Source organism: Arthrobacter sp. SDR-2R (genome assembly GCF_057747955.1).
Map to the genome: position 1 here is coordinate 3,552,712 of NZ_CM173231.1, position 16,285 is coordinate 3,568,996.

At 67.3% G+C, this 16,285-nt stretch carries 14 protein-coding genes; 6 read left to right on the top strand and 8 right to left on the bottom strand.

Annotation, left to right across the window (positions count from 1 at the left end; translation table 11 throughout):
• Nucleotides 1–19 precede the first annotated feature (19 nt).
• The 3 genes from ahcY to AC3ANU_RS16350 form a co-directional block, all read right to left on the bottom strand.
• Entirely contained in the window at nt 20–1,486 is a 1,467-nt protein-coding gene (gene ahcY / locus AC3ANU_RS16340) for an adenosylhomocysteinase (protein ID WP_488314874.1), read from the bottom strand.
• 75 nt (nt 1,487–1,561) lie between these two features.
• Nucleotides 1,562–1,789, bottom strand: coding sequence for a Trm112 family protein (locus AC3ANU_RS16345; RefSeq protein WP_488314875.1), 228 nt, complete (start codon nt 1,787–1,789; stop codon nt 1,562–1,564).
• 78 nt (nt 1,790–1,867) lie between these two features.
• Nucleotides 1,868–2,254: a DUF3499 domain-containing protein gene (locus AC3ANU_RS16350; RefSeq protein ID WP_026265913.1), complete on the bottom strand. Its 387-nt coding sequence runs from the start codon at nt 2,252–2,254 to the stop codon at nt 1,868–1,870.
• Between the two features lie 117 nt (nt 2,255–2,371).
• Here AC3ANU_RS16350 and AC3ANU_RS16355 point away from each other — a divergent pair, with 117 nt between their 5' ends.
• Entirely contained in the window at nt 2,372–2,884 is a 513-nt protein-coding gene (locus AC3ANU_RS16355) for a metallopeptidase family protein (RefSeq protein WP_018770153.1), read from the top strand.
• A 19-nt stretch (nt 2,885–2,903) separates the two neighbouring features.
• Here the strand turns inward: AC3ANU_RS16355 and AC3ANU_RS16360 are convergent, their stop codons facing one another.
• The 3 genes from AC3ANU_RS16360 to AC3ANU_RS16370 are packed head-to-tail and all read right to left on the bottom strand — an operon-like array spanning nt 2,904 to nt 8,534.
• Nucleotides 2,904–4,610: a DUF5719 family protein gene (locus AC3ANU_RS16360; protein WP_488314876.1), complete on the bottom strand. Its 1,707-nt coding sequence runs from the start codon at nt 4,608–4,610 to the stop codon at nt 2,904–2,906.
• The gene (locus AC3ANU_RS16365) at nt 4,603–7,971 is read right to left on the bottom strand and encodes a glycosyltransferase family 2 protein (RefSeq protein ID WP_488314877.1); all 3,369 of its coding nucleotides are present in this window, start codon (nt 7,969–7,971) and stop codon (nt 4,603–4,605) included. The genes AC3ANU_RS16360 and AC3ANU_RS16365 overlap by 8 nt, the downstream gene beginning before the upstream one ends.
• A gap of 29 nt (nt 7,972–8,000) precedes the next feature.
• On the bottom strand, nt 8,001–8,534 hold the full coding sequence (locus AC3ANU_RS16370) for a WhiB family transcriptional regulator (protein WP_018770156.1): 534 nt from the start codon (nt 8,532–8,534) through the stop codon (nt 8,001–8,003).
• A gap of 392 nt (nt 8,535–8,926) precedes the next feature.
• Between AC3ANU_RS16370 and AC3ANU_RS16375 the strand changes: the two genes are divergently transcribed.
• On the top strand, nt 8,927–9,628 hold the full coding sequence (locus AC3ANU_RS16375; protein ID WP_018770157.1) for a TIGR03089 family protein: 702 nt from the start codon (nt 8,927–8,929) through the stop codon (nt 9,626–9,628).
• A 14-nt stretch (nt 9,629–9,642) separates the two neighbouring features.
• Here the strand turns inward: AC3ANU_RS16375 and AC3ANU_RS16380 are convergent, their stop codons facing one another.
• Nucleotides 9,643–10,203 carry a GtrA family protein gene (locus tag AC3ANU_RS16380; RefSeq protein ID WP_134164543.1) on the bottom strand — a complete coding sequence of 187 codons (561 nt, stop codon included), beginning with the start codon at nt 10,201–10,203 and terminating at the stop codon, nt 9,643–9,645.
• Between the two features lie 222 nt (nt 10,204–10,425).
• On the opposite strand from AC3ANU_RS16380, the gene AC3ANU_RS16385 reads away from it, so the two are divergent.
• The 4 genes from AC3ANU_RS16385 (at nt 10,426) to manA (ending at nt 15,141) form a co-directional block, all read left to right on the top strand.
• Entirely contained in the window at nt 10,426–11,574 is a 1,149-nt protein-coding gene (locus AC3ANU_RS16385) for a 5-(carboxyamino)imidazole ribonucleotide synthase (protein ID WP_056393493.1), read from the top strand.
• Nucleotides 11,571–12,155, top strand: coding sequence for a 5-(carboxyamino)imidazole ribonucleotide mutase (gene purE, locus AC3ANU_RS16390; RefSeq protein ID WP_018770160.1), 585 nt, complete (start codon nt 11,571–11,573; stop codon nt 12,153–12,155). The genes AC3ANU_RS16385 and purE overlap by 4 nt, the downstream gene beginning before the upstream one ends.
• A 10-nt stretch (nt 12,156–12,165) precedes the next feature.
• Nucleotides 12,166–13,815 (top strand): LCP family protein, encoded by a 1,650-nt coding sequence (locus AC3ANU_RS16395; protein ID WP_018770161.1) that lies wholly within the window; start codon nt 12,166–12,168, stop codon nt 13,813–13,815.
• An 81-nt stretch (nt 13,816–13,896) separates the two neighbouring features.
• The gene (gene manA, locus AC3ANU_RS16400; RefSeq protein ID WP_018770162.1) at nt 13,897–15,141 is read left to right on the top strand and encodes a mannose-6-phosphate isomerase, class I; all 1,245 of its coding nucleotides are present in this window, start codon (nt 13,897–13,899) and stop codon (nt 15,139–15,141) included.
• 78 nt (nt 15,142–15,219) lie between these two features.
• On the opposite strand, the gene AC3ANU_RS16405 is transcribed toward manA, so the two are convergent.
• Nucleotides 15,220–16,275 carry a lipid II:glycine glycyltransferase FemX gene (locus AC3ANU_RS16405; protein ID WP_018770163.1) on the bottom strand — a complete coding sequence of 352 codons (1,056 nt, stop codon included), beginning with the start codon at nt 16,273–16,275 and terminating at the stop codon, nt 15,220–15,222.
• Nucleotides 16,276–16,285: the final 10 nt, after the last annotated feature.

The following is a 16,285-nucleotide window of genomic DNA, read 5'->3' on the forward strand; positions in this document are numbered from 1 at the left end:
GCGCCCGGGCCCTTACGTCTCAGTAACGATAGTGCTCGGGCTTGTACGGACCGGCGACGTCGATGTCCAGGTATTCCGCCTGGTCCTTGGTCAGTTCCGTAAGTTCAACGCCCAGGGCGTCCAGGTGCAGCCGGGCCACCTTTTCGTCCAGGACCTTGGGCAGCACGTAGACCTTGTTCTCATACTCGTGCTGGTCCCGCTTGGTCCACAGCTCGATCTGCGCAATGGTTTGGTTTGCGAACGAGTTGCTCATCACGAAAGACGGATGGCCGGTTGCGTTGCCAAGGTTGAGCAGGCGGCCCTCGGACAGGACGATAATGGAGCGCTCCGCCGCCGTGCCTTCCTCAAAGACCCATTCGTGGACCTGGGGCTTGATTTCGACCTTTTTGACGCCGGGGATGCGGGCCAGGCCGGCGATGTCGATTTCGTTGTCGAAGTGGCCGATGTTGCCCACAATGGCCTTGTTCTTCATGCCGGTCATGTGCTCGGCCATGATGACGTCTTTGTTGCCCGTGGTGGTAATGAAGATGTCGCCCTGGGCCAGGACGGATTCCAGCTTGGCCACCTGGTAGCCGTCCATGGCCGCCTGCAGCGCGCAGATGGGGTCGATCTCGGTGACAATGACGCGTGAACCCTGGCCGCGCAGCGCCTCGGCCGCGCCCTTGCCCACGTCGCCGTAACCGCAGACGACAGCGACCTTTCCGCCCATGAGCACATCCGTGGCCCGGTTGATGCCGTCGGGCAGCGAGTGGCGGATGCCGTACTTGTTGTCGAACTTGCTCTTGGTGACGGAGTCGTTGACGTTGATGGCCGGGAAGAGCAGCTTGCCCTGGTCAGCCAGTTGGTAGAGGCGGTGGACACCGGTAGTGGTCTCCTCGCTGACGCCCCTGATCGTGGCTGCCGTTCGGGTCCACTTCTGCGGGTCCGCGGCAAGCGAGCGGCGCAGCACGTCCAGGAAGATGCCGTATTCCTCGGAATCCTCGGCATCGGCGGACGGCACGTTGCCGATGGCCTCGAACTCGACACCCTTGTGGACCAGCATGGTGGCGTCGCCGCCGTCGTCCAGGATCATGTTCGGACCCAGCTCGGGGTTGGAGTCGGCGCCGGGCCAGGTGAGGATCTGCTCGGCGGTCCACCAGTATTCCTCAAGGGTCTCGCCCTTCCAGGCGAACACGGGTACTCCCCTGGGGTCCTCAACGGTACCCTTGCCCACCACCACGGCCGCGGCGGCCTCGTCCTGGGTGGAGAAGATGTTGCAGGAGGCCCAGCGGACCTCGGCGCCCAGCGCGGTAAGGGTCTCGATCAGCACCGCGGTCTGCACCGTCATGTGCAGGGAACCGGCGATCCGGGCACCCTTGAGCGGCTGGGTGGGGCCGAACTCCTCGCGGAGGGACATCAGGCCGGGCATTTCGTGCTCCGCCAGGCGGATCTGGTGGCGACCGGCTTCCGCCAGGGAGATGTCGGCAACTTTGTAGTCAAAAGTCATGGGTGGTCCTTTGCTTGGTCCGGGTCCTGGTCCAGTCCCCGTTCTGCTGTTTCTGTGCGGGCGGATACAGGTGAACTAGAGCCCTGCCGCGGCGTGATCGTGCTGGTCCGAACCTGCCGATGCTGCTGTGGCCAGCAGTTCAGGAGGCAGCAGCAGCGGAATCCCGTCTTCGATGGCGTACCGGTTCCTGATCCCCGTATCCCCGGCGGCAGTGGCCACCAGTTCTTCGCCCTCCTGGACCAGCGGCGAGCCGGTCACGGGGCAACGCAGGACGGACAACAGCTCGGGACTGATCTTAGGCATTTGTTCATGCTCCCTGGCGGGCGCGCTCGCGCCGGTAGCGGAAAGATGTGCAGCTTCCAGCGTACCGCCAGATGGAGGTCAGGAAGGTTCCCGGAGGACCCGCAGGTGCCCCCGGCGTACCCCTTCGGCGCCCGCAGGAGCTTCAAGGGCGGAATGGTGGCCGCGCTGGGCGCTTGGCTGGGCTTCCGGGGGGAGGGCGGCGGCGTCCCGTACGGCGTTGGCGAGCGCCAAAAGGTCATCCGGCCCTGGCTGCTGGGGGGTCGACGGCATGGCCAGGCGCAGCACTTCCCAGCCGCGGGGAACGGTCAACGAGTCAGCGTGCTGCTCGCAGAGGTCGTAGCAGTGCGGCTCCGCATACGTGGCCAGCGGACCCAGGACTGCGGTGGAGTCTGCATACACGTACGTCAGGGTGGCTACCGCCGACTGGCGGCAGGCTGACCTTGAACACTGACGGATAGCTCCCACGACATCACAGACTACCCCTTGGCTGCGCAAAAACCGCGCATTGGCGCACGGGCCGACGCGTCTCCGCAACCACAGGGATGTATCGCGTAAATCCTCCCCCGGGTTTAGAGTCGATGTATGCAGTCATCGAACCATGAATCAGGCTTTTCGGTCCGGTTGGCTGACCCGGATGCCAGCACGGCAACGGGCGTGGAGACTGCCGGCAGGAGCTTCTTCAGGCGGCGCCGGAACCGCCACGGGCGTGGCCTTCGCGGTGAGGTGATGCTGCCCACGCACCCCGGATACCGGACGCGTGCCGACCGCTTTGACGACATGGTGCTGGATTCAGCCCAGCGGCTGCACGATATTTGGGGCAAAACACTGGACGGCGTGCGCTTTGGTGTGGACGAGATCCCGCCGGACCTTGAGCAGCTGGCCGCCCATGCCACCACGCCGCCGATGGGTTCCTACACACCCGCTTCCGGTGATGACGGGCCCATGATTACGGTGTACCGGCGGGTTGTGGAGCAGGCCTGCTCCAGCGTGGAAGAGCTCCAGGACCTGGTCCACGATGTGGTGGTGGAACACACGGCCGAGATGCTCGGCGTGGCTCCGGAAACCTTGGATCCCGTGTACCGCCGCCGCTATTGATAACGGCAGCCGGGAACCTTTAGTAGCCCAGCGTGACCGGGACTGTTTCCCGCCCGGCCGCAGCAGCCAGGAAAGCCAGGGAGGAAACATCGTTCCGGCCGTCCTGTCCCACGAGCACCGCTCCATAGGCTGCGCCGCCTGACGCGGACACGACATAGCCCACGACGTCGGCCCCGTCGGCCTGTGCCGGAATGCTGATGGAGGCGGTTGTCCCCCCGGCGATGTCCGCGGTGGCCGCCGGCCGCACCTTTCCATCAGCCGTGATGGGTGCGTAAGTGATGGTGGCCCGGGCGTCCAGGGCGCCGAAAACCAGCTGGCGAAGTCCTCCCTTGGGAACGGGAACCACGTGCTGGCTGCCGAGCCGCACGGCGGACGCCGCCCATGCCACGTCCAGGGGCTGCCCCGCCTGGAGGCCGCGGCCCATGCGTGCTGCCGCAACGAAGGACACGTCGGATGAGGCCGCGACGGTGTACTGGCCGGCAGGAACCCCGGCCAGGGATACTTCCGTGGTTGACCCGGCTTTCGCGGTGATAACACCGCCGGAGGGAAGCGCATGCTGGCCGTCCCGACCGTACAGCTTGATCTCCACCACGGCGTCGGAGGCGCCGGGAACGGTCAGCTCCAGGGCGGGGCCCGCGTCCCGGTACCCCGGCTGCCCGGTCAGTGCAGCGACACCGGCCGGATCCTGGATGTCCACCCCCGTCATTACCTGGCGGACTGCGGGCGCAGCCCCCGGGCTAATGAAATCCACGCCGCCCGGGGTAAGGCCGCGCAGGACACTTTGCTGGATTGACGCGGCAACCGGGCCACCGGCGCTGCGGACATGCACGCTGAGCTGGGACTCGTTGGGCGCCAGCCCTGCGAGGACTACGCTGCGCGTGGTGCCGGGGGCAACCAGCAGTCCGCGGCTGCCCGGAGCCTGGATCTGACCGCCCGCCCCGAACAGCTCCAGGCTCACGGTGGCAGGAGTGCTGGAGGCGTTGGTCAGCGCCAGCACGGAGGTGCGGCCAAGCGTGGTGGCGGCACCTGCAAGCCACTGGTCGTTGGAGGGTTGCGCGCACGTCGCCGCGGCACTGCCCTGGAGGTCGCCGTCGCTGGCGATGTACTTCATGGCACCCGCAGCCGATGCGTTCTGGTTTGCCAGGGCGTTGGCACTGAGGACATTGACCTGGTCCACCGCGCGGTCGGCAACTACTCCGGCAAGGAGCTCCTGGGGGGTGCCGGCAGTGGGCGCCGCGCCGGGGTCCTTGGCGATTTCGACGGCGGCCGTTCCGTCCAGTCCTGACAGCCGGCTCCCCGGCAGCACGCCGCCCGCGCCAAGCACAGCGGCGCTGACCCTGGTTGCGGCCGTGGCTGACTCGGGCCGGAACTGGGCGTCAGTGCCCGCGTCGGTGCCTTCCAGCAGCCGCGCAGGCCCGGGGCAGACTCCGACGCTGGCTCCTGCGGGAACAGCGGCTTCCGCGGCCGGCACAGTCCGGCTGGTTTCCGGATGCGGCGTCAATGACCCCGCGGCCACCACGGCACCGGTGCCGGCAAGGATGAGGACGCCTGCCGCCACTCCGGCCGCGGATGCTGCGCGGCCCTTGGCGCCGGGCAGCCGGGTAGCGCCGCGGCCGGATGCCTTCCTGCCTGTCCCGGTCCCGGTCCGCTCCGGGGCCGGCTGCTTGGTTGCGGGCTGCGTTCCGGCATCGGACTGCGCCGTGGCCGGTGGGGTGTGGTCATGCATGTTGGTGTTCCTTACGCAAGGAGCCCTCGTCACGGGAGAGGCCGGTCCGCGGCCGTCGGGCCGGCATGGGAATGGCAAGGATGGCTGTCAGTCCGATCACCGTGATCTGGGCGGCGGCAGTCCAGAAGGACCACGGGTTTTCGTACCGGACGGTAAGCCGGCCTCCCGATGCCGGAAGGGTAAACGCCTGGGACCAGCCTGAGGTGGTGGAGGTCAGCTTCCGCCCATCGAGCCAGGCAGTCCACCCGGGATCAGCGCGTTCGGCAAGCACCACCAAACGGCCTTCGGCACCTGGCGGGACTGCGGCGTCGACCTCATCAGTTCCGGATGCCACCAGCGCCGTGGCCGCGCCACGGGGATCAACAATGCGGACACGGTGGGCAACATCGGCGGCCTGGATGACCGGCTGGTTCAGCGGGCTGATGCGCCACAGCCAGCCAACGTCGGTCTGTCCCACGGCCACCAGGCCGGGAACTGCATCCATCCGGCTGGCGGTCAGCTGGGCTGCGGTGTCCGCGGAGCGGAGCACCACGAATCCGACACCGAGTTGTTCCAGGTCCGTCCGCGGGTCCACGCCCTGCCCGGCAACCAGGGTGGCTGCAACGCGTCGAAGCGCAGCGGTGACGTCGTCGTCGCCACGTACCTCTTCCGCGCCGGGAGCGCCAATGATGTTCCGTGCGGAGGCGATGGCAGACAAGCTGTCCAGGGTGGTGCCGCTCCCGCGCATCAGGGATGCATTGAAGGTACCGTCGTCGCCGGTACGGAGCAGGAGGGTTCGTGTCTGCTCGGGTCCGATCCCCCGGTCAATGGCGGTGGCGGGAAGGGACCGTCCGGCAGTGGCTTCCACCAGCCGCGGCGCGCCCAGGGCTCCCCCGGCCCCGGGAGGGGCTGGGCTGGTGGCATCTCCCAGCGTGGCCACTGAAGGCGCGGCCGTTGCTCCGGCCGGGCGCAGCAGGTTTTGCGCGGACCAGGCGGCCATTCCGGCCAACGGTCCTGCCAGCAGTACCACCAGGCCCAGTGCCAGGCCGGCGCGTGCCGCAGTCCGGGTCTTGGCCCCGGTACCGGAAGCCCGTGCCGCAGCGGACAGCAACTGCTCGGCTCCGAGGAGGGCTGCCGCGAGGAGGGCAAAGGACGCGGCAGACACTGCCGGCCCGGTGAAGGGCGTTACTAGGACGTCCTCGTTCAGGCCCGTGGCAACGTGGCTGGCCAGCCATCCACCGGCAAGGAAGATCACCGCGGCAACCCAGAACCATCTGGCAGTGCCGGCACGCCCCCACGGGCCCAGGAGACCCACCATGGCAAGGACCAGCACGGGCACGGCGACCAGCAGTGCCAGCAGCAGGGCCCACGGCATCGGTCCGCCCGTGAAGGCCGCCAGCCCCTGTATGCCGCCAGCAGGGTCGAATGACAGGGGCTGGCCCAGGATCTGCTGCCAGAGTGGGGCGGCGTCGAATCCCAGCGGGAGTCCGGGGTCGGCCAGGAGTGCCCTCGGCCGGTCAAGCGTCGACAACGCGAAGGGGACAAACAAGGCCGCACTGGGCAACAGCGCCCACCACACTGTCCGCCCGCGCCTTCCCAACAGGACCCCGCAGAGCACGATGACCGCGGCCGCAGGGACAAGCAAAGAGGGCGCCGACGCCGTTGTGACCGCCAGCGCAAGGCCGGCAGCTGCGGCTGCCGTCCATGATGGCACCCCGTTGATGCCCGCCTTGGCCGGCGGCAGTTCGGCCGGCCGGTCGTCAAGGGCTGACGCGGGGTTGAAACGGCCGTGGCCTACCGCCGAGCCCGTAGCGCGCAGCAGGCCCAGGACCACCAGCGGCAGCATGATGTGCGCGATCAACGCACCGGCGCGACCCTGGTTCAGTGCCACCTGGAGTGCTGGAGCAGCAGCCCAAAAAATCGCCGCCACGAACCTGAGCCGGCGGCGCACTGTGACCCCGCCCGCGGCGAACCACGCGGTGAGTCCGGACAGCGGGGCCCCGAGCAGGAGCAGCCACGCCATGGCGGGGTTGGCGTCACCTCCGCCGAGGACGCCGATGATCCAGAGCACGTAGTCAAAGGGATCGCCGTGCCCCGGGAGTCCCGCCCCCAGGCTGATCCACCAGCTCGAGGCATGGTGCCAGATATCGCCCAATTGGGCGGAGACAGGAATCAGGGCGCCCCCGGTTACGGCCCCAGCGCGGAACAGCCCCGCCAGGGCCAGGAGCGAGGCGACCGCCGCAATAATGACGGCAGCCAGGGCGCCGTTACCCACCCATCCGCGTTTGCTGGTGGCCAGGGCGGCGAAATCGTCCGCGGCATCGCCGGTGGGCTGGTGCGCGAGCGGATCCTGCACGAGGTGGTCTGCGCCAGACCCGTCGGATCCCAGGGCCTCCATCAACGACCTGCGGTGGCTCCAGACCTCGCGTCGGGGCGTTTGGAGCTTGCGGATCACGGACCGGCGGATGCGCCGGGTGCGTTTGGCTGTCCGCCGGGCCCTCGCCACGGCCCCGGGCCGGCCAAGGGCAGCGCAAGTGGCAAGGAGTTGGGAAATGCCGTGGCCGGGATCCTTGACCACAACGCTCAGGACAAGTTTGAAGAGGCTGCCCAGCAGTGCACCGATGCCGTGGAGGGGCACCATCCAGAGCGGGCTGTGCTTCAGGCGCAGGTGGACCTGCGCTTTCCGGGCTGCGGACGGGTTTCCAAGGGCGTGCGGGCGGTGCGCCACATGGAACATACGGGCTGCGGGGACCACCACGACGCGGTGGCCTGCCAGCCGGTTACGCCAGCAGAAGTCGACGTCATCGCCGCTGCCGGGCAGGGCGGGGTCGAAACCGCCCAGGTGTTCCCAGATGTCCCGCCGGACAAGCATGCCTGCGGAGTTGACGGCGAAGGTATCAGTGCGGCCGTCGTACTGGCCCTGGTCCATTTCGTCAGCGTCGATCAGGGTAAGCCGCTCCGCCCACCGGCTGGTGGACAAACCCACATCCATCAACTTCCGCGGCGAATGCCAGTCCAGCTGTTTGCAGCCGGCAACAGTCACTGAAGGCGCACGCTCCACGGCGCCCAGGAGTTCAGCCAAGGCCTCAGGGGCGGGCGCGGCGTCGTCGTGCAACAGCCAGACCCACTCCGTACCCGGACCGTCGACAGTTGCCTCGAAGGGCGCCAGCGCGCCAAGCGCGGCGGAGACGGCGGCGCCCATACCGCCCTTGCCCCGGGGGTGGCTGACAGTGGCGGCCTCCCCCAAGGCTTCCTGAAGGAGGCTGTGCGAGTCGTCGCGGGATCCGGTGTCCACGCCAATGGCGCGGTCCACGGGCCTGGTTTGGGCCGCCAGGGCCGAAAGGGTTCTGGGCAGATAGGCACTGCCGTTGTGGGCGACCACAACGGCAGTGACATGGACATCCTGAAGAATTAGATTGCTCGCTTCCTTAGCCGCCGGCGCTCACGCTCGGAAAGGCCTCCCCAGATGCCGAACCGTTCGTCATTGGCCAGCGCATACTCCAGGCACTGGGACCTGACGTTGCAGGCACCACAGACCTTCTTGGCATCGCGGGTGGAGCCGCCCTTTTCCGGGAAGAATGCTTCCGGATCCGTCTGGGCGCACAATGCGTCCGTCTGCCAGCCAAGTTCGCCCTCGTCGTCGAAGTCCTGCTGGAGCGGAAGTCCAATCCATACCGGCTGGGCGGTACCGGGCGCTGCCAGCTCCATGGGCGGATCCAGGTCGTCTTCCGGCTCGGCGCCGCCGTCAAGGAGGGCCTCGTGTGCCGCAAGGAACGCGGTGGCCTGGTCCTCGAGGATGCTGCCGGAATTCCTGTTGTACCGCTCTGCGGCATCAGGATCGGCGGGGTCAACATACCAATCACTCGGCACCCCCCGCGCACGGTATTTTGCCGTTGCCTGACCGGCCACGACGGCATCTTCCTGGATACGCTCTGCTTGCCCCACGGCGACCCTCCTGATGTTTCAGCCACTGCCTGGATACGTGGACACTCGGTTGTGTGCCGGTATTTACGCAATTGCTTTAGTTACCTAATTACACGTGTGTAACTAGGGCGAGTCAAGCCGTTGCCGGGATAATAGACAGTCCAACCTGGGAAGTTTGCGCACGCCACGCCCGGGATTTCCATTCACCCCGGCGTGGCGGATGCCGCGGGGTACCGATAAGGGCCAAACGGACCCCAAATTCTCCGGATCCGCGGGGAAAATACCCGGTCCCCGCCGAAATAGCAAGCACGCTTAGCAGTGTATGTGATTATTATCACCCTGGGAGCCGGCAGGAAGCTGCCGCCAGGAAATGGGCACCGCCGGGAGGCCCGGGAAGGTGGCAGGATGAAGCCATGACGACAATCCCCGCCATAGACCTGATGGGCACCCTTCGCTCCGGAAATTCCACGGCGCCCCGCCTGACCTGGTACGGGCCCGACTCGGAACGGGTGGAACTGTCGGGACGGGTCCTGGACAACTGGGTGGCCAAGACCAGCAACCTGTTGCAGGACGAGCTGGATGCGGAGCCGGGCATGCGCCTGCGGCTCGCGCTGCCGGCCCATTGGAAGGCTTTGGTCTGGGCCCTGGCCGGCTGGCAGCTTGGACTGGAAACCGTGCTCGACGGCGGCCCGGCAGATTTCCTGGCCACGGACGATCCCGCCGGCGCCGGGGAACAGGACGACGCCGTTATTGCAGTTGCGCTGCCCGCCCTGGCCATGCGCTGGACCGGGGAGCTTCCCGCCGGCTGCCTTGACTACGCCGCGGAGGTGCGGTCCCACGGGGATGTGTTCATGCCGCACGCCGACCCGGATCCTTCAGCCTGCGCGCTCCGGACGCACGATGGGCGAACCATCCTGCACAGCGAACTGACCAGCAGTTTCGCCCTGCCGCACTCGGAAGGAGCCAGGGTGCATGTTGCTGCAGACCAGGGACTGGAATCCGCGTTGGCCAACGCGCTGGGGGCCTGGCGGCAGGGCGGCTCCGTGGTGCTGACCCATCCTGACGTGGCGCTTACCGACAAACTGCTCGCAGACGAACGGATCCACGGCAGTTAATCAGGTTGCACAGCCTAGGCCTGCGGACCGCCGTCGGCCGGGGTGGGAGCCGGGCGTTCAGCGGCATGTGCGTGCTCCCTGTGCGGGTGGGCTTCGATGATCTCGTGGTCGTGGGAGAACTCCGGCTCCTGGTCCAGTTCCTCGTTGAACACCAGGAAGCGGTACGCGAAGAAGCGGACCACCGTGGCGACCAGGATGCCGGCCACACCCGCCAGGAACAGCAGGTTCTTGTCGTCGATGCCCATCCAGTATTTGGCCAGTGCCGTGAATCCGGTGGAGATACCGATGCCAATGCCATTGATGATGGCGAACATGACAAATTCGCGGAGGATGTTGGCCTGGCGGCGGTGACGGAACGTCCAGAAACGGTTCGCCACCCATGAGAAGACGGTAGCGACAGTGGCACCCACAAAGCGGGCCTTCGCCTCGCTGTCCGACATGGGACCGTGCATCAGGTAATACGTCAGCCCGTTGTCGATGACGAACGCCACACCGCCCACCGCACCAAATTTGGCCACCTCGCGCCAGAAGAGTGAGGCGAGTCCCCGGATACGATCTGAAAGTGCGCTAAACATGACCCTCCATGGCCGTCCGAACTGTGGGCCACACGGCCAAATGCCCATTTTAGCCCCCAAAGCCTTGAGCATGTGTTGCCGGCCAGCAGACCGGGTAGCCCAGCGGCGTAAAATCTGCGTCCCCCGCCGGGCGGGAAAAGCGGGATCGGGCCCCTCTTCGGTAGGCTGGCAGATGTGACTTTCCCAGTGATAGGCGTGGTTGGCGGCGGCCAGCTCGCGCGAATGATGGCCCCTGCCGCTACCGCACTCGGCTTTGAACTCCGCGTCCTGGCCGAGGGCGACGACGTTTCCGCAGTGTCGGCCGTACCGGCCACGCCGGTGGGCGATTACAAGGACCTGCAGACGCTCCTGGAATTTTCCAAGGGCCTGGACGTGATGACGTTCGACCACGAGCACGTGCCGACGGACCACCTTCGAGCCCTCCTGGAGGCCGGAGTCAACGTCCAGCCCGGACCGGACGCCCTGGTCCATGCCCAGGACAAACTGGTCATGCGTGCCGCCATCGACCGGCTGGAACTGCCCAACCCGGCCTGGGCGTCGGTCGCGGACGTGGACGCGCTGGTCCGCTTCGGCGACGAAACCGGTTGGCCTGTCGTGTTGAAGACCCCACGGGGCGGCTACGACGGCAAGGGGGTCCGGATCGTGGGCTCAGCAGACGAGGCCGCTGAAGCCGGGGACTGGTTTGCCGCCATGAGTCCCCTGCTGGCAGAGGCGAAAGTCGAGTTCACCCGCGAGCTCTCCGCCCTCGTGGCACGCACGCCCGACGGCGAGGCACGGGCCTGGCCGGTGGTCCACACCATCCAGGTGGACGGTGTCTGCGACGAGGTGATTGCTCCCGCGCTGGACATTCCGCTGGAGGTTGCTGCCGCCGCGGAGGACGCCGCCCTGCGCATCGCCGCCGAGTTGGATGTGACCGGCGTCCTTGCCGTGGAACTCTTCGAAACACCGGGCAGCGGTGCCGGATTCCTTATCAACGAACTGGCAATGCGTCCGCACAACACCGGCCACTGGACCCAGGACGGTTCAATTACCAGCCAGTTCGAACAACATCTTCGCGCCGTCCTGAACCTGCCCCTGGGCGCCACCGATGCGCTGGCGCCCGTCGCGGTCATGAAGAACTTCCTGGGCGGGGACAACCAGGACCTGTACTCCGCCTACCCCATGGCTCTCGCCGCCGAGCCGGCCGCCAAAATCCACTGCTACGGCAAATCAGTGCGGCCCGGACGTAAGATCGGCCACGTCAACCTGCTGGGATCGTCAACCGCGGAAGTCGACGCGGTGCGCCGGCGGGCCACGGCCGTGGCAGGCATCATCCGTGATGGACGGGTTGGCACCGAAGAACCTTCCGCAATATTCGAGGAGAATGCATGAGCGCCGAAGCAACCACAGCCGCCGGTTCCGGCGCCGGTCCCCTGGTGGGGCTGGTCATGGGCTCCGACTCGGACTGGCCCGTCATGGAGGCTGCGGCCGACGCCCTGGCCGAGTTCGGCATCCCCTTTGAAGCGGACGTCGTATCGGCCCACCGGATGCCCACCGAGATGATCCGGTACGGCCAGACCGCCCACGAACGCGGCCTGCGGGTCATCATTGCCGGCGCAGGCGGCGCCGCCCACCTGCCGGGCATGCTCGCCAGCGTCACGCCGCTGCCCGTGATCGGCGTTCCCGTTCCCCTGAAGACCCTTGACGGAATGGACTCCCTGCTGTCCATCGTCCAGATGCCGGCCGGCGTGCCGGTTGCCACGGTATCCATCGCAGGGGCGCGGAACGCCGGGCTCCTGGCCGTACGGATGCTGGCCTCCGGCACAGATGAGCTTGCCTCTTCATTGCGGGCGGACCTCCTGGATTTCGCCGCCGACCTCAACGCCGTCGCCTCCCGCAAGGGGGCCAGCCTGCGGCAAAAAGTCAGCGAAGTCTTCCCCGGCGGCTCAAGCGCTCTCCGGGGCAGCCGTTAGGGCGGCGGGCATGGCCAGCAGCAGCAGCGTGCTCAACACCGGCTCCGGCGCCTCCATGACGGACCCGGTACGCTATCCGGTCAGTGCTTCCCCCGCGGTCCGTACCAAGCGTGCGTTCGTGCTGGTCCTGTTGACGCTCCTGGTACCGGGCAGCGCGCAACTCGTCGCCGGGGACCGGAAGCTGGGGCGGACTGCCCTGCGCGTAACGCTCTGCGTGTGGGCGCTCCTGGTACTGACAGTGGCCATGCTGCTGCTCAACCGGAGCCTGGTCATCAATATCCTCACCAACCCGATCACGTCGATGGTGCTGGTGGTCCTGCTGGCGGCGCTGGCGCTCGGCTGGGCCTTCCTCTTCCTGAACACCCTCCGGCTCATCCGGCCTGTCCTGCTGGCTCCGCGGGCGCGTCCCGCCGTCGGCATCGCCCTGGTGCTCGCGCTGGTGGTGGGAAGCGGCTCCCTGGGCTACGCCGCCTACCTGCTGAACGTGGGCCGCAACGCGATCGGCAACATCTTTTCCTCCGGCCCGGCCATGGAGCCCGTGGACGGACGCTACAACTTCCTCATGATGGGCGGCGACGCCGGCGACGACCGCACCGGACGCCGGCCGGACAGCCTCTCCATCCTGAGCGTGGACGCCCAGACGGGGCAGACCGCCATCATTTCGGTCCCCCGGAATTTCCAGAATGCACAGTTCAGCGCCGGCTCCCCCATGCGCGCCCTCTACCCTGACGGGTACAACTGCGGTGACGAATGCCTGATCAACGCCATCAATACCGAGGTCACCAACGAACACGCCGACCTCTACCCCGGCGTGGCAGACCCCGGCGCCCAGGCGACCATGGAGGCCGTTTCCGGCACCCTGGGCATGCAGATCCAGGCCTACGTCCTGGTTGACATGGAGGGCTTCTCGACGCTCATCGACGCCATGGGGGGTATCCGGATCAAAGCCGGGGGCTGGGTTCCCATGAGCGGCTATTTCGACGAGGCCACCAAGACCCACGGCATGCCGCTGGGATGGATCCCCGCCGGAGACCAGACGCTCAACGGCGCCCAGGCACTCTGGTACGGGCGCTCCCGCGAGTACGTGGACGACTATTCCCGCATCCAGCGCCAGCAGTGCGTACAGCAGGCCATGTTGAAGCAGCTGGATCCGGCCACCCTGCTGTCCAAGTTCGAGGACATCGCCCGGGCCGGAACAAAGGTGGTGGAGTCCAACATCTCCTCCGCCCAGCTGGGCAGTTTCCTGGACCTCGCCATCAAGGCGAAGGGCAAGGACGTCAAGCGGCTCACCATCGGACCGCCCGACTTCGACCCCTCGTTCTCCACCAACCCTGACTTCGACCAGATCCATGAGCGCGTGGACCAGCTGCTGGCATCAGCATCCGCCAAGGGTGCCCAGTCGGCCGGAATTCCCGACGACGGGATCACGGTTCCCCAGGCCGGCGCCGGCCACGTCCAGGCTGGCGGGGCCGTCCCCGCCAGTCTGCCCGCCGCGGGCAATGCCGCCCAGCAGCCCTCGCCGTCGGACTTCACCCCCGTGACCACGACGCCCGATGGGGAGCCGATCACCGAGGAGATGCTGACCCAGCTCAAGCTCGCGGGCGACGAAGAGGCCATCCGCCAACTCGTGGCGACCAACGGACAGTGCGCCCCGCTGTAACCTTCAGCCCCATCGGGCCAAACACCCAGTGCCCAGCCATCAGGGCCACACATCTGCCCACCCATAAGGAACGGAACGGTTTTGTACGAGATTGAGAACGTCCTCCGGGACTACGCCTGGGGTTCGACGACGGCCATCGCCTCGCTGCTGGGCCGTCCCGAGTCAGGGCGCCCGGAGGCCGAGCTGTGGATCGGGGCACACCCTGACTCTCCCTCGGTGGCCCACCTGCCCGAGGACGGGTCCCGGAGCCCGCTCGATGCCCTCATCTCCTCTGACCCTGAGCATTTCCTGGGCGCTGAATCCGTCTCCGCGTTCGGCCCCCGGCTGCCGTTCCTGGCCAAGATCCTCGCGGCAGCCCAGCCCCTCTCGCTCCAGGTCCACCCGAGCCTGGAACAGGCGCGGGAGGGGTTTGCGCGCGAAAATGAGGCCGGGATCGATCCCCATGCCGCCCACCGGAACTACAAGGATGACAACCACAAGCCGGAGATGATCCTGGCACTCACACCTTTCGAGGCGCTGTGCGGGTTCCGGCCGGCTGCGGAGACCCGGAAGATTTTGCAGCACGTTGCGGCTGCCTTCCATGGCGGCGGACAGGCGCCGGAGCTGCTCCGGGCCCTTCTTGGCGACCTCGACGGTCCGGATGAGGGTGCGGCGCTCCGCCGAGCCTTCGAACGGCTGATCACGGGCGGCACGGACGTGGCAGAGGAAACGGCCCTGGTGGTGGCAGCCCTGGTGTCCGGGGCTCCGCTTGAGCCATACCAGGCAGAGCTGGGTACCGCCATCAGCCTCAACGAAAAGTACCCCGGCGATCCCGGCGTCCTGATTTCGCTGCTGCTGAACAGGATCTCACTGAAGCCGGGCCAGGCGGTCTACCTTCCTGCCGGGAACGTGCACGCGTACCTGCACGGGCTGGGCGTGGAGGTCATGGCTTCCTCGGACAACGTCCTGCGCGGCGGCCTGACGCCCAAGCACGTGGATGTGCCCGAACTCCTGCGCACCATCGACTTCCATCCCGTGGCCGTGCCGATGCTGGACGCCGAAAAGACGGTGCTGGACCAGGACATCTTCCGCCCGCCGTTCCGGGAATTCCAGCTGCAGCGCATCGAACTGGGCCCTGACGCCGGTCCCGTTCCACTGGCCCAGGCCGGACCGGCCGTGATCATCGTGGTGGCAGGTGACGTGTACCTCGACTCCCCCAAGGGGGACCTGCAGCTGTCGCGCGGCGGCAGCGCATTCATCGCCGCTGCGGAAGCTCCGGTCAACGTCCACCGGGCGGCAGGCAGCGACGGCACGGCGCTGGCATTCGCGGTGACCACCGGTCTTTAGCAGGGCCGCGCCGGCAACAACAAAGGGCGACGGCGGCACCCACCCGGGTGCCGCCGTCGCCCTCCTGTCATAGTGCGGTCAGCTAGCCGGCCGCAGCTTCCGGACCAGGGGCACGACACGGCCGGCTGCGGTCTTCACCAGCCGGCGCCCCTGCTGGAGGCCCTTGCGGGCCAGCGGCATGGCTGTGGCGTATGCGGGGTAGAACGGCGACAGCGGCCTGTCCCAGGTGCCCAGCAGCATGTTTTCGTGTTTGGCGAACTGCTTCTTGAAGTCGGAAATGCCGTCGTTGAGCAGGCCGTTGAAGTCGTACCGGCTGCAGCCGTCCTCGCGCATGGACTGCAGGGCCGCCCACTTCACGCCGTAGTTCACGCGCTGCTTCTGCCCCTCGGCAGAGACCCCGCCGTAGAGCTCGAACGCGGTGGCACCGCTGCGGGACAACCACGTGAAGGCAAGCATCTGCTCGCCGTCGAACGCGGCGATGATCGGTGAGGCGTCGCCGAGGTTGCGGAAGATGTCGCGGTAGTACTGGTCTTCGTGGATCCCGAAGCCCGCCCGTGCCGCAGTGTCGTGGTAAATGGCCAGCACCTGTTCCAGCTCGGAGTCGTTCTTGACCTTGCGGAATTCCACGTCGCTTCGCATGGCCTTGCGGATGTTCGCACGTGTGGACTTGGACATCTCCGCCATCAGTTCGTCGTCGGAACGGGTGAGGTCCAGGATGAGCGTGCGCGGGATGAGCACGGTGTTGGCGGACTCGCGGAAGCCGGCGGCCGCGACGGCGCCGGCAAAACCTGAGTCGCGGTCCCAGTCGGGTTCGATGCTGAGGGCCACGCCGCGGTGGCGGAGGGCAGCGTGCTCGGCCAGCCGGTTCAGGACCACCTGGGCGTTCTCCACGGAGCACATGGGACCGCGCGGAATGTAAACCAGCGCCCGGAAGGGGACGGGAAGCCTGCGGACCAGCAACTGGGCGCAGCCAATGATTTCCTCGCCGGCCTTGACCAGGACCCTGTCCACGGACCAGCCGTGCGTTGCCTTGGTCTCGCCCCAGCCCCACAGCTGTTGCGGATGCCCCTGGAACCGGTCGACGTATTCGTCCCAAAGGGCGCGGTCAGTACAGGGCACAACAGCAGGAATCATGGCTTAAACC

What these genes read in the sequence shown, in the direction of transcription:
- ahcY (WP_488314874.1), bottom strand. Translation starts at nt 1,486, where the DNA reads ATGACTTTTGACTACAAAGTTGCCGACATCTCCCTGGCGGAAGCCGGT.
- AC3ANU_RS16345 (WP_488314875.1), bottom strand. Translation starts at nt 1,789, where the DNA reads ATGCCTAAGATCAGTCCCGAGCTGTTGTCCGTCCTGCGTTGCCCCGTG.
- AC3ANU_RS16355 (WP_018770153.1), top strand. Translation starts at nt 2,372, where the DNA reads ATGCAGTCATCGAACCATGAATCAGGCTTTTCGGTCCGGTTGGCTGAC.
- AC3ANU_RS16360 (WP_488314876.1), bottom strand. Translation starts at nt 4,610, where the DNA reads ATGCATGACCACACCCCACCGGCCACGGCGCAGTCCGATGCCGGAACG.
- AC3ANU_RS16375 (WP_018770157.1), top strand. Translation starts at nt 8,927, where the DNA reads ATGACGACAATCCCCGCCATAGACCTGATGGGCACCCTTCGCTCCGGA.
- AC3ANU_RS16380 (WP_134164543.1), bottom strand. Translation starts at nt 10,203, where the DNA reads ATGTTTAGCGCACTTTCAGATCGTATCCGGGGACTCGCCTCACTCTTC.
- AC3ANU_RS16385 (WP_056393493.1), top strand. Translation starts at nt 10,426, where the DNA reads ATGATGGCCCCTGCCGCTACCGCACTCGGCTTTGAACTCCGCGTCCTG.
- purE (WP_018770160.1), top strand. Translation starts at nt 11,571, where the DNA reads ATGAGCGCCGAAGCAACCACAGCCGCCGGTTCCGGCGCCGGTCCCCTG.
- AC3ANU_RS16395 (WP_018770161.1), top strand. Translation starts at nt 12,166, where the DNA reads ATGGCCAGCAGCAGCAGCGTGCTCAACACCGGCTCCGGCGCCTCCATG.
- AC3ANU_RS16405 (WP_018770163.1), bottom strand. Translation starts at nt 16,275, where the DNA reads ATGATTCCTGCTGTTGTGCCCTGTACTGACCGCGCCCTTTGGGACGAA.